This is a genomic window from Paraburkholderia sp. BCC1876 (assembly GCF_902833695.1).
Classification (GTDB): domain Bacteria; phylum Pseudomonadota; class Gammaproteobacteria; order Burkholderiales; family Burkholderiaceae; genus Paraburkholderia.
Window position 1 is genome coordinate 538,497 of the sequence record NZ_CADFGI010000005.1, and the last position, 13,425, is coordinate 551,921.

10 protein-coding genes are annotated in these 13,425 nt (G+C 62.9%); 3 read left to right on the top strand and 7 right to left on the bottom strand.

From position 1 onward, the window contains the following. Positions 1-134 precede the first annotated feature (134 nt). Positions 135-860 (top strand): DeoR/GlpR family DNA-binding transcription regulator, encoded by a 726-nt coding sequence (locus HWY05_RS21450; protein WP_035555470.1) that lies wholly within the window; start codon positions 135-137, stop codon positions 858-860. Between the two features lie 87 nt (positions 861-947). On the opposite strand, the gene HWY05_RS21455 is transcribed toward HWY05_RS21450, so the two are convergent. The 7 genes from HWY05_RS21455 to deoC all read right to left on the bottom strand — a co-directional run bounded on the left by HWY05_RS21455 (position 948) and on the right by deoC (position 10,481). Continuing rightward, entirely contained in the window at positions 948-2,006 is a 1,059-nt protein-coding gene (locus tag HWY05_RS21455; protein WP_176059520.1) for an ABC transporter permease, read from the bottom strand. 31 nt (positions 2,007-2,037) lie between these two features. Continuing rightward, positions 2,038-3,588, bottom strand: a complete 1,551-nt coding sequence (locus HWY05_RS21460) for a sugar ABC transporter ATP-binding protein (protein ID WP_176059521.1) — start codon at positions 3,586-3,588, stop codon at positions 2,038-2,040. A gap of 93 nt (positions 3,589-3,681) precedes the next feature. Further along, positions 3,682-4,686, bottom strand: coding sequence for an autoinducer 2 ABC transporter substrate-binding protein (locus HWY05_RS21465; RefSeq protein WP_035555464.1), 1,005 nt, complete (start codon positions 4,684-4,686; stop codon positions 3,682-3,684). A gap of 106 nt (positions 4,687-4,792) precedes the next feature. Then, positions 4,793-5,857: an ABC transporter permease gene (locus HWY05_RS21470; RefSeq protein ID WP_176059522.1), complete on the bottom strand. Its 1,065-nt coding sequence runs from the start codon at positions 5,855-5,857 to the stop codon at positions 4,793-4,795. Positions 5,858-5,921: 64 nt separating this feature from the next. Next, a complete protein-coding gene (gene rbsK, locus HWY05_RS21475; RefSeq protein ID WP_176059523.1) occupies positions 5,922-6,890 on the bottom strand; it encodes a ribokinase in 969 nt (322 codons plus the stop codon). Positions 6,891-7,066: 176 nt separating this feature from the next. Further along, on the bottom strand, positions 7,067-9,454 hold the full coding sequence (locus HWY05_RS21480; protein WP_176059524.1) for an aldehyde dehydrogenase family protein: 2,388 nt from the start codon (positions 9,452-9,454) through the stop codon (positions 7,067-7,069). 16 nt (positions 9,455-9,470) lie between these two features. After that, positions 9,471-10,481 carry a deoxyribose-phosphate aldolase gene (gene deoC / locus HWY05_RS21485; RefSeq protein ID WP_176059525.1) on the bottom strand — a complete coding sequence of 337 codons (1,011 nt, stop codon included), beginning with the start codon at positions 10,479-10,481 and terminating at the stop codon, positions 9,471-9,473. Positions 10,482-10,733: 252 nt separating this feature from the next. On the opposite strand from deoC, the gene HWY05_RS21490 reads away from it, so the two are divergent. Together HWY05_RS21490 and HWY05_RS21495 are read left to right on the top strand one after the other, a co-directional pair. After that, positions 10,734-12,356, top strand: a complete 1,623-nt coding sequence (locus HWY05_RS21490; RefSeq protein WP_176059526.1) for a sugar ABC transporter ATP-binding protein — start codon at positions 10,734-10,736, stop codon at positions 12,354-12,356. Further along, the gene (locus HWY05_RS21495; RefSeq protein ID WP_035555453.1) at positions 12,353-13,354 is read left to right on the top strand and encodes an ABC transporter permease; all 1,002 of its coding nucleotides are present in this window, start codon (positions 12,353-12,355) and stop codon (positions 13,352-13,354) included. Before HWY05_RS21490 ends, HWY05_RS21495 begins: the two co-directional genes overlap by 4 nt. Positions 13,355-13,425: the final 71 nt, after the last annotated feature.

Below are 13,425 nucleotides of genomic sequence, written 5' to 3' on the forward strand. Positions count from 1 at the left end.
CATTCAAAATCGCCCCGCATTTAACAGTCGGCAATCTGATAATCGCCCTCGCCGCGACCCACACACCTTGTTATAATTCTCCCATCAAACCGTACAAAACATAACGACCTCCCACATCGCGCGACAGGAACTCCATGCTGAAACCCGATCGCCTCCGCGCCCTCGCCGAAGCGCTGGCCAAGCAGAACGTGATGCGCTTGCGCGACGCCGCGAGCCTGCTGAACGTTTCGGAGATGACTGTCCGCCGCGACATCGCCGGCAGTCCCGAACGATTCACCTATCTCGGTGGCTACATCGTCAGCGCGACGGACGTGCCGAATAACGCCGGCTACTCACTCGAAGAAGAGAAAGACCATTTCGCGCAGGCCAAAGCGGAAGCGTCCGCTGTGGCGGCGGGTCTCATTGGCGATAACGAAACGCTGTTTATCGATTGCGGTACGACGCTCACCACGTTGGCGCGGCTGATTCCCATTGAACGTCACGTGACCGTGGTGTGTTATTCGCTGAACGTCGCGGAGATTTTGCGGCGCAAGCCGAATGTGCGAATGATTCTGCTAGGCGGCGTCTACATTCCTTCTTCGGATTCATTCGCAGGGGAAGAAAGCCTGGAAATGCTGCGCCGCATGGGCATCAACAAGGCGTTTATCTCGGCGGGCGGCGTAGACACCGCGCGCGGCGTCACCTGCTGGAATTTCCATGAAGTCGCGCTCAAACAGGCGGCCATGGCAAGTGCCGTGGAGCGTCATCTGGTAGTGGACAAGAGCAAGTTCGGCGTCGTCAAGGCCGTGCGTTTCTCGCAGGTCGACGACTTCGATTCGATCATCACCGAAGCCGGTCAAACGCCGCGCAAGCGTAAATAAGCCGGCTTGCCGCGGCGCGCGTCATAACGCGTCGCGTCGCAAGCGGCAAGCGGCAAGCGCGGCAAACCGCGTTCAACACCACCGCATTCAATTCTTCCGCTGAAACGCGAACAGCGTGCCGGCAATCAGAATGAACGCGCCGATAATCACCTTCTGCCAGGTACTCGGCACGCCCACCAGAATCAGCACGTTGTTGATCAACGTCACGAGCACCACGCCGAGCAGCGTGCCCGCCACCGTCCCCGTGCCGCCGGTAATGCGCGCGCCGCCCAGAATCACCGCGGCAATCACATCGAGTTCCGAGCCCACCAGATCGAACGGATTCGCGAGCCGGTTGTTCGATACATGCAGAATGCCCGCAATGCCGGCCAGCATGCCGGTATAGCCGAACACGAAGAGATGGATCGCGCGCAGGTTGTAGCCGAGTCGCTCGGCAATCGCGAGGCTGCCGCCCATTGCGTAGACACCGCGCCCCATCATCGTCCGGTTCAACAGCCACCACGTCACGAGTGCGGCCGCCGCCAGCGCCACGACGGAAACGGGCAACACGGCGCGCAAACCATCCGCCGTTTGAAAAGACACCAGCGGAATGCGGCCGAAGCGATCCATGCTGTGCGGAATGTTCATGAAGAACGACGTGCCGATGAACGTCAGCAACAGCCCGCGATACAGGTACTGCGTGCCGATCGTGACGATCAGCGAAGGCGCTTTCAACCGATGCACCAGCAAGCCGTTGATCACGCCCAGCATCACACCGCCAATCCCGCCGGTCATCAGGATCAGCGCAAACGGCGCATCGGGCCACCACGCGAACACCGCTTTCGTGATGCCGTACATGGTCAGCGCGGCGATGGCGGTGAACGACACGTCGATCCCGCCGGACGCGAGCACGACCAGCGTGCCCAGCGCAAACAGCGATGTCGTGGTGGCCGAATGCAGCAGATCGAACAGCGTGGCCAGTTGAAAGAAGCGCGGGTTGATCGCGCCGACGATCACGCACGTCACCACGATCAGCCCGACGGTGAACCACTCGGGATTACGCGCGAGTCTGGCTCGCAAGCTCGGCGGCTTGACCTCCGGGGCGACTTCGACGACGGTCGGTGTGGTCATGGTCTGGTTCATGCGCGAATGGATGCGCGAGTTCATGAGTAGGACGTCCTTTCTGCAGCGTGTGTGCTTATGCCGCTTCCGACAGCAGCGCGTGGTACAGGTCGGCTTCGCTCAACGTATCGGCCTGATATTCGTTCGCCACGCGGCCCTTCTTCATCATCAGGATGCGGTCGCAGTTCTGCAGCAGTTCGGGCAAGTCGTCGCTGATCAGAATAATGCCAATCCCGCGTTGCGACAAACGCTGCATGATGCGATAGATGATGTCTTTCGAGCCGACGTCGACACCGACCGTCGGCCCATGCAGGATCAGCACGCGCGGATCGATGGCGAGCCAGCGGCCGATCAGCACGCGCTGCTGGTTGCCGCCCGACAGCGACTGCACGGGTTTATCGACACCGGGCGTAGCGATCTGCAAATCCTTCACCGTCTGTTCCGCGAGCGCCGTCGCGCGTGTCCGGTCGATTTGACCAAAGCGGTCGCGCAAGCTGGAGATCATCGCGGTGATCACGTTGTCGCGGATCGTCTTGTCGAGAAATAGCCCTTCATTCAGGCGATCTTCCGGCACATAGCCAATGCGATGATCTTTCGCGTCCGACGGCGTGCGCAACCTGATGCTCTTTCCGTCGAGCACGACTTGCCCGGTTTGCGCCGGCGCCACGCCCGCGAGCGCGCGCGCGAGTTCGTTGCGCCCGGAATCGAGCAGACCGGTCACGCCGAGAATTTCACCTGCATGCAGCGCGAACGAGACATCGTTGAACTGGCCGCTACGCGTAAGGCCACGTACTTCCAGCACGACGTCCTGCCCTACCGCACCTTCGCGATAACGTTCGGTGGACAAATGGCGGCCCGTCATCAGTTCGCTGATCTGCGCCTTGGTGAAATCCGCGATCGGTCCTTGTGCCATGGTTTGTCCGTCGCGCAGCACGATCACTTCGCCGCCGATCGCGTAGCACTCGTCGAGCTTGTGGCTCACGAACAGCACCGTCACGTCCTGCGCGCGCAGATTGGCGAGCACCGCGATCAGGTTGTCGACTTCCTTTTGCGTCAGCGACGTAGTCGGCTCGTCCATGATGACGAACTTCGCCTCGCTGGCAATCGCGCGAGCGATCGCCACGAGTTGCCGCGTGGCGAGCGGCAATTGTTCGATGAGCGTCGCCTGAAACCCGGCGTCGCCGGGCAGGCCGACCGATTCGAGCGCGCGCGCCGCCGTGCGCGCCAGCGCGCGGCGGTCGAACGTGCGGGCGAGCTTGCCCGCATGCCCGGCCAGTTCGGCGGTCAGCGCGACGTTTTCCGCCACGCTCATATTGGGCAGTAGCGAAAGATCCTGATAGACGGTTTCGATGCCGGCTGCGAGCGATTCGAGCGCGGAGAGCCGCGCATGACGCACGCCTTCGATCACGAGTTCGCCTTCGTCAGGCGGCTGCGCGCCGGAGATGATCTTGATGAGCGTGCTCTTGCCGCAGCCGTTTTCACCGAGCAGGTGATAGATCTGGCCACGCTCGAACGACAGGCTCACACCGCGCAAAGCATGCACGCCGGTGAAGCGCTTATGTACGCCGACCACCTGCAGAAACGGCTGCGTTGCGTCGGAACTAGCTGAAGATACGTCTTGATTCATGGTGCGATTCATCGTGACGTGAAACTGTTGCGGCGTCCCCGCAGGAAGTCCGTTGAGGACGCCGTGACCGACAAGGCAAACTGCGCAACGCGCTCAGAACGGATACTGCTTGTAGTTCGACTTGTCGACGTTCACCCAGCCCTGACCGCGCACGATAATGCCCTTACCCGGCCCTTTCGCAACGGTGACCTTCGTGTAACCCGGAATGCCGAGGTCGGCGCCGTTCTCGACCGTCTTGCCGTCGATCAGCATCTGCGCGATCTTGTTCATTGCAATGCCCGCGAGTTTCGGGTCCCAGAACGCAATGCCGTTGATCGCGCCGCTTTCGAGGAACTTGCCCGCTTCTGTCGGCAGGCCCGTACCGTACACGCAGATCTTGCCCTGCATGCCGGCCTCTTCGACCGCGCGGCCAATGCCGATCACGTCGAGCGACGACGAACCCTGGAACCCCTTCAGGTCCGGGTGCTTGCGCAACACTTCTTTCGCGACTTCGTACGCGCGCTCGCCGTCGTTATTGGTTTCGAGCTTCGGCTCGACCAGATCCATCTTCGGATACTTGGCCTTCGCGTTGCCGATCCCGCCGTCGGCCCACTGCACCTGCGAACGGCTGCCGAGCGAGCCGACCAGCACGGCCCACTTGCCGTCGTCGTGCATGCAGGAAGCGAGCCGTTCGTTCAGGCCCGCACCGTACGCGGTGTTGTCGAACGCTTCGATGTCGACCATCGTGTTCTTTTCGTTGTCGGCCTCATGCGTCACCACCTTGATGCCGCGATCCATCGCTTTCTTCAGCGCGGGTTCGAGCGTGGGCGGATCGTAGGGCACCACGGCGATGGCCGTGACCTTCTTCGCGATCAGGTCTTCGATGATCTTGAGTTGCTGTGCTGCATCCGCGCGGCCCGGACCGGTCTGATAGGCGGTCACGCCCGGATTGTCTTTCGCGAATTGCTTGACGCCGTCGTCCATCCGGTTGAACCAGTTGATGCCGGTCACCTTGACGACGGTCACGATCGTCTCATTGGTCGCCGCATGCGCCGCCGCGATCACGCCTACCGCAAGCGCGCCGGCTGTCAACGCGGCGCTCAGTCGAGTCAGTTTCATGCCAAGTCTCCTTTATTCGTTCGATGTCGCCCACTTAATCGTGACGGACAGCCAGGGCTCGTTGTCCGCTGTGTACTGAATCCCTGATCGAGCGCGCTGGCGCTCGCTAACGTTTCTGCGCGGCGCCGGGGCCTGGGCTTGGGCCTGACCCCGTTGCGCCCGTCCCGCCGCCGAATCCGAAAATGGTCCGCACCCGCTCGCCACTCGCAAACGCGAGCGACAGCAGCAACAGAAAGCCCCAGGCGCAATCGCCGAAGAACTGCGAGACGCCCATCAGATTGAACAGGCTCGACAGAAACTGCAGCACCGTCGCGGCAAAAAACACGCAGATGATGCGGCCATGACCGCCGGCGGGATTCACGCCGCCCATCACCGCGATCAGAATCGCAATCAGCAGATAGGAGTTGCCGTAGTCCCATTTCGCGCTGGACGTATGCGTCGCGCTAATCAGTCCGGCCAGCGACGCGAGCACGCCGCACATGGCATACGTGGTGATCAGCATGCGCGCACGCGGAATGCCGGCGTAGAAAGCCGCTTTGGGATTGGTGCCCATCAGATAGAGACGCAAGCCGAACGGGCTGCGCCTGAGCAACCAGCCGAGCACGATCACCGCGGCGATAAAGATGCAGAACGCGATCGGCACCTGAAACACCGTACCGTTACCGATATCCGACAGCGGATCGACATAGTCCACATGGACCGAGGCGCCATTACTAAGCACCACCGCGAAACCCGTGAACAGTAATTGCGTGCCGAGCGTGCAGAGAATCGGCGTGAGCCTGAGCCGCGCGATCACCACGCCGTTCAACAGCCCGCCAAGCAATCCCATCACCACCACGATCACGCAGAACAGCGACGTATAGAGCGCGGGCGAATTGTCGCCATTAACAAAATGCGGCACGATCAGCGCCGCGACCATGCCGGACAGGTTCGCCAGGCCGACGCCGGACAGATCGATACCGCCGTTGCCCGACACCATCGAGAGCATGATGCCGAGCGCGAGCAGACCGAGTTCGGGGAGTTGCCCGCCCATCGACTGCAGATTGTCGATATCGACGAACTGACCATGCGAGAGCCACGTCGCGATCAGCACGACGAGCACGTTGACGATCAGCAGAAAATTCAGTTGCCGGTCGCCGAACAGTTTTGCTGCGGTGAACGAGGACTTCATGGTGACAACACTCTCCTCATGCTTCATGAACTTCACGCGCTGGCCGAAGTTCACAACGGGCCGGTCAGGATGCCTGCGAGTCGCTGGCCGACTGATTCAATACGCGATTTACTTCATCCAGCGTCGGCATGGAAGGCGCCGTGCCCGGACGCGTAACGGAAATACCGGCCAACGCGCAACCGAACCGCAGTGCCGCGATCGGATCGTCGCCACGCGCGAGCGCCGCGGCAAAACCGCCGGTGAAGCCGTCGCCCGCGCCCGCTGTTTCCACCACGCGGCCACAGTGATAAGCCGGCACGAAGACGGATTGCGTCGCCGAATGTAACAGCGCGCCGGCTTCGCCGAGCGTCACGATCACCGTGCCGACGCCTTTGCCGAGCAGGATGTCGGCGGCACGGCGAGCGTCGTCGGCGTTCGCGATCGGCACGCCGGTCAGCGCAGTGGCTTCGGTTTCGTTCGGGGTGATGTAGTCGCACAACGGAAAGATGTCGTCGTCGAGCGGTAACGCGGGCGCGGGATTGAATACGGTAATGACGCCGTGCCGCCGCGCCACTTCGAGTCCGCGACGCGCGGCCGGCAGCGGCTGTTCCAGTTGCGTAACGAAAACTCGCGCACCGGCAATGTCCGCTTCAATCGCGTCGACGTCGGCCGCATTCATCGTGCCGGCCGCGCCGGACGCGACGATGATCGCGTTCATGCCGCTCGTGTCCTCGACGAAGATATGCGCTGCGCCGGTCGAGACGCCGTCGATCACCGACGCCCGCGCCGTAATGCCTTCCCTGGCCCACGTCGCGCGGGCGATTTCACCGAACGCGTCGTTGCCGAGACGTGTGCAGAACACCACGTCGGCGCCGGCGCGCGCGGCGGCCACCGCCTGATTCGAGCCCTTGCCGCCCGGCCCCATCGCGAACGCGGAGCCGGCGATCGTCTCGCCGATCAACGGCATACGCTCGGCGCGAAACGTCAGGTCGGTCACGTAGATACCCAGAATCACGACGCGACCGCGCCGTTCGATCGAGTTGTTCACACTCATGCGCGTTCCCCTTGCATGGTTCGGCTCGGGGACACGAAGGCGGATACCTGACGTGCGCACGGCACGTCGGCATCGAGTAGCAGTTGCAGATTCTTCAGCACGTTGTCTCCTCCATTTTCTGGTTGGCGTGCAGGTCAGTCGGTCGCCTGGCGGACGCTATTTAACGAGGCTGTCCGTCAATCGCCATAAGGTATCCAGATGTTCTTCACCTGCACGGCCTGACGCAGAAACGGCCGGCCTTCGCTCGAACGGTCGTACCAGTCGAACTGGCGGCCATGATCGACGAAGGTCCGTTTCAGATTGCCGACCGATTCACGTTCGACCAGCGTCGAGTCTTCCGCGCTGCCGAAGCACCAGACCGCGTCGATGTCGTCATGGCGGGCAAGCGCGGGCAACAGCGCGGCGCGTTCGCCCGTCACGATGTTCAGCACACCGCCTGGTACGTCCGAGGTCTCGGCCACCTGATAGAAGTCGGTCACCGTCAGCGGACAGGCCGCGCTCGGCAACACCACCACGCGATTACCCATGGCCAGCGCGGGCGCCATCAGCGAAACGAAACCGAGCAACGGCGCTTCGTCCGGACACGCAATGCCGATCACGCCGAGCGGTTCATGCATTGCCAGCGCGACGCCGCGCAACGGCGGCGTGTGCACCGCGCCGTCGAACTTGTCGGCCCACGCCGCGTAGGTGAAGAGGCGCGTGACCGACGCGTCGACTTCGGCACGCGCCGCGTTTTCCGTCGCGCCACTGCGCACCATGAGCTGCCGCACGAACTCGTCCGCGCGAACCGCGAGGTTCTCCGCCAGATAGAACAGCACCTGGGCGCGGTTATGCGCGCTCGCCTGCGACCACTTCTGCGCGGCTCGCGCTGCTTCGACCGCGTTGCGAATGTCTTTGCGATTGCCCTCGCCCACTTCGCCGACCGGCGTTCCGTCCGGCGCGTGGACCGGCAGCGAATAGCCGCTGTCCGGACGCACCTGCTTGCCGCCGATAAAGAGCTTCGCGGTACGGTCGATCAATGCGACGTTCGAACTCGGCTCGAAGCGGCCTGCGCCGGCTTCGCGAACAAGCGGTTGACGCTTGCCAAGGTTGAGCCAGTCACGCAGTTTCAGATATTCGTAGATGCCCTCACGGCCGCCTTCCCGCCCGTAACCCGACTCGCGATAACCGCCGAAGCCGACCGCCGCGTCGAACAGGTTCGTCGCATTGATCCATACCACCCCGCAAGCAAGGCGCGGCGCGATATCGAGCGCACGTCCAATCGTTTCGCTCCACACGCTCGCGGCCAATCCGTAGCGTGAGTTGTTGGCGAGTGCAACGGCTTCGTCGGGCGTGCGAAAGCTCATTGTCACCAGCACCGGCCCGAAGATCTCTTCCTGCGCAAGCGTCGAGGCCGGTGCAACACCGGTGACCAGCGTCGGCGGATAGAAGCAGCCGCTGGCGGGCATCGTCGTATCGGCCGCTTGCCAGATTGCACAGCCTTCGCGCCGCCCGGCTTCCACCAGCGACTGAATCCGTTCGAGTTGCACCGGATCGACGATCGCGCCGATATCGATGCTCTTGTCCAGCGACGTGCCGACGCGCAACGTCTCCATGCGCCGCTTCAGCTTCGCGATGAAGCGCGCTTCGATGCCTTCCTGCACGAGCAGCCGCGAGCCCGCGCAACACACCTGGCCCTGGTTGAACCAGATCGCGTCGACGACACCTTCCACCGCGCCGTCCAGATCCGCATCGTCGAATACGATGAAGGGCGACTTGCCGCCCAGTTCCAGCGTCAGCGATTTGCCCGTGCCCGCCGTGGCGGCACGGATCAGACGACCCACTTCCGTCGACCCGGTGAACGCGATCTTGTCGACTTGCGGATGCTCGACCAGCGCCGCGCCGGTGCTGCCGTCGCCGGTGACGACGTTCAGCACGCCCGCCGGCAAGCCGGCCTGATGCGCGAGTTCGGCGAACAGGAGCGCTGTTAGCGGCGTGTATTCAGCGGGTTTCAACACGACGCAGTTGCCTGTTGCAATCGCCGGCGCGATCTTCCATGCGAGCATCAACAATGGAAAATTCCACGGCACGATCTGACCGACCACGCCCAGAGGCGCATGGTCGGCGAACTCGCTGTCCTGCAGTTGCGCCCAACCCGCGTGATGCAGGAAGTGCCGCGCCACCAGCGGCACATCGATATCGCGCGTTTCGCGGATCGGCTTGCCGTTGTCGAGCGCTTCGAGCACCGCGAACAGGCGACTATGACGTTGCACCATGCGCGACAGCGCATACAGATGCCGTGCGCGCCCCGCGCCGCCCAATGCGAGCCAGCCCGGCTGCGCGGCGCGCGCGGCGGCGACGGCCGCGTCGATGTCGGCGGCGTCGCCTTGAGCGACTTCGGCCAGCATTTCACCGCTGGCGGGCGCATGCGAAACGAAACGTTCGCCGGCCGCGGGCGCATGCCACGCGCCGTTGATGAAGTGCCCGAAGCCCGCCTCATGGCGCGCGAGCCAGGCGCGCGCGGCTTGATCGTCCTCGGGTGCGGGACCGTACTCCATCGATGAAAAATACTCGGCTACGCTCATGGGATCGGTCTTCTGTTCAGGCTACGGGGTGACGGTTGAAAGCGGAATAACGGCCGCTCACGTGATGTTCGAGTTGGCGTTCGATATCGGCGAGCAAGCTCGATGCACCGATACGGAACAGCGCCGGCTCGAGCCAGGCGCGGCCCAACTCTTCCTTCATCAGGATCTGATACGCCAGCACGGTCTTGGCGTTCGACACGCCGCCCGCCGGTTTGAAGCCGATCGGCACGCCGGTGCGCTCCTGGTATTCGCGGATCATCCGCACCATGACGAGCGACACGTCGAGCGTCGCGTTGACCCCCTCCTTACCCGTCGACGTCTTGATGAAATCGGCGCCGGCCATCATGCAGACCATCGACGCGCGCGCCACGTTGGAGAGCGTTTTAATGTCGCCGGTCGCGAGGATCGTCTTCAGATGCGCGGGGCCACAAGCGGCGCGGAAGTCGCGCACCTCGTCGTACAGCGCCTGCCAGTTGCCGGTGAGCACGTATTCGCGCGTGACCACGATGTCGATTTCCATCGCACCGTCCGCGACCGACGCCTCGATCTCCTTCAGCTTCAGCGGATGGGGAATCAGGCCCGCCGGAAAACCGGTCGACACTGCCGCGACCGGAATGCCGCTACCTTGCAACGCGTCCACGGCAGCCGCGACAAAGCGGTGATACACGCAGACCGCACCGGTCGTGATGCCCTGCGGCGCGATACCGAGCGCTTCCAGAAGATCGGCGCGCACGGGCTGGCGCGCTTTCGCACAGAGACGCCGCACGCGGCCCTCGGTGTCGTCGCCATTGAGCGTGGTCAGGTCGATGCAGGTGACGGCCTTTAACAACCACGCCGCCTGCGCGTCTTTCTTGACCGTGCGGCGCGCGGCCAGCGTCGCCGTGCGCCGCTCGACGGCGGACTGATTGACGCGCAAGCCGTCCAGCCACGACGCGTCGAACGGCGTGCCGGGATTGCGCACGGGATGAACGAGCGGCCCGCCGCGCAGCGCGACGACCGATGAAGACAACGAAGGAGCTTCAGGCATAAGACATCCGGAAATTTGGCGCAGCGCACAACGGCCGCTGACAATTTGTTCGCACTTATGCTACAACGATTGATAGAATCATAACAAGCATTACGAGCAAATCTTCACATGAGCGGGTCAGAAGGCCCGTTTTCCTGCAACGAATGTTATTGACGCACCAAAATCATGGTGCGAGCATCACAACTCGGAGTTTTCCGAGCGCACGACACAAAGAAAAGAAAATCGTCGACATTGACGAAGGAGACATGCCAGATGAGTGAACCGGTTGCGGTCGCGGCCGCGTCATCGCCTCAGGTTCCATTGATCCGTGTAGCGGGCGTCACCAAACGATTTGGCGGCGTGCAAGCGCTGCGCGGCGTCAACCTCGACGTGCTGCCCGGCGAGGTCCATGCGTTGCTCGGCGAGAACGGCGCGGGCAAATCCACGCTGATCAAGATCCTCAGCGGCGTGCACGCTTATGACGAAGGTGTCATCGAAATCGATGGGCAGAAGGTGGCATTCGACTCGCCGGCGCGATCGCGCGAGGCGGGGGTTGCCGTGGTTTATCAGGACCTGAGTCTGGTCGAGTCGTTATCGGTCGGCGCCAATCTGATGCTGGGGCGCGAGCCTCGCACGCGGCTCGGCTTTGTGAAGAACCGCCAGTTGATGGCCGAGGTCAGCGAATTTCTCCGCTCGCATGGTATTCCGCTCGATCCGAAAACACCGGTCGGCGCATTGCCGTTCGCGTACCGGCAAATGACCGAAATCTGCAAGGCGTTGATGGGTCACGTGCGGGTGCTGATTCTCGATGAACCCACGTCGGCGCTCACGGGGGGCGAAGAACAGATTCTGTTCGACGCGATTCGCGCGGTAACGGATCGCGGCGTGGGGGTGATCTATGTGACGCATCGGTTGAATGAGGTGTTCCGGATTTCGCAGCGCGTCACGGTCTTTCGCGATGGGGCGAATGCCGGCATGTTCTCGACCGCGCAGACCGATATGAAGCAACTGGTCGCGGCGATTGTCGGTCCGAAGCACGCTGCCATGCAGGCAAAGGCAGAGGTTGCTGGCGATGAGGCTTCTTCTATGGCCGCGCCTGCTACGGCTTCTAACGCTACGGCCTTCGCAGTGCTCAAGCTCTCCAGCGTGAGCAACGACCGGCTCCGCGCTGTCGACCTCGTCGTTGAACGCGGCGAGATTCATGGGCTCGCGGGATTGATCGGCAGTGGCCGCACCGAGATTCTGCAAACCATCTTTGGACTGAGAAGCGTGGAGGCAGGGACAGTCGAGATCGACGGTCTTGCACGCTCGCGCGTCTCACCCGCCGACGCGATCCAGTTCGGCGTAGCGCTAGTGCCGGAGGATCGTCACCTCGAAGGGCTCGTGCTGGAGCATTCGATCGAACGCAACCTGACCTTGCCGCGACTGCCGCAATTTTCCCGCTGGGGATGGTTGCGCAGTCAAGCAGCCGAGCAGCAGGCGAAACGCTCAATGAAAGAACTCGCCGTTAAAGCGCCGGGCTCGTCGACGCCCGTCAAGTTTCTGTCCGGCGGCAATCAGCAGAAAGTGGTCTTCGCCAAGTGGAATCATCCGCGCCCGAAGTTGCTGCTGCTCGACGAACCGACTGTCGGCGTGGACGTTGGCGCGCGCGAGGAAATCTATGGCGTGGTCCACGACGCCGCACAAGCGGGCACCGGCGTGCTCGTCGTGTCGTCCGATCTCGACGAGTTATTGCGCCTGTGCGACCGGATTTCGATCGTCGCGGACGGCAGTATCGTCAAGACCGTTGCGCGCGCTGAACTCGCCAACGCCGAAGCGTTGCATCACCTGATCCAACTTTCCCGTTCTTCTTTCGAGTCCCACGCAGGGACTTCCGCCGGAGCGCACGCAACATGAATGAATCTGTCTCGCCGCTGACGGCCGAACGGCAAGCCTCACTGCCGCAAAAAAGCCGCGCACGGCGCATCGCGCAACTTCTCCTGCAAGGCGACCGCCCGTACGCGCTGTACGGCGCGTTCGCGATTCTGCTGGTCGTCTTCAGTTTCGCGTCGCCGTGGTTTCTCTCCATCGACAACTTCCTCAATATCGGCCGGCAGACCGCGCTCGTGTCGATCATCGCGATCGGCATGACCTTTGTGATCATTGCGCGGCAGATCGATTTGTCGGTGGGCTCCACGCTCGCGTTGTCGGGCATGTCGGCGGCGCTCGCCATGGCGTATGTGGGCGACAACTGGATGATCGGCGCGATTGCAGGCATCGGCACCGGTGCGATTGTCGGCGCGCTGAACGGCGTGCTGACCACGCGGCTGAACATCCCCTCGTTTCTGGTCACGCTCGGCACCTTGAGCGCCGCACGCGGTCTCGCGCTGATGGTGACGACCACCCATCCCGTGATCATCAGCAACGACTCGTTCATCGCGATCTTCGGCGAAGGCGATCTTTTCGGCGTACCGGTGCCGATCATCTGGACGGTGCTGGCCGTGATCGCCGGCATTCTGCTGCTGCACTACAGCGTGTTCGGGCGGCAGATCTATGCCGCCGGCGGCAACCCGACGGCCGCGCTCTACTCCGGCATCAACACGCGCCGCGTGACCACGCTGGCGTTCATTCTCACCGGCATGCTGGCCGGACTCGCCGCGCTCGTGCTGTCCGCGCGCTCGCATGCGGCGCGGCCCGATGTGGTGCAAGGACTCGAACTCGACGTGATCGCCTCGGTGACGCTCGGCGGCTGCAGCCTGTTCGGCGGCCGCGGCTTCGTGCTCGGCACACTGCTGGGGAGTCTCATCATCGGTACGCTGAATAACGGGCTGGTGCTGCTTGGCGTTAGTTCGTCGCTGCAACTGGTGATCAAGGGGGCGATCATCGTCGCGGCCGTGGCGTTTACCAGGAAGTGACGAGGGCACGTCGACCACTCGTGATGGGCGGAAACCGCGCGATGTGCCCGCGTGTTGTCCGCGAATGGCAG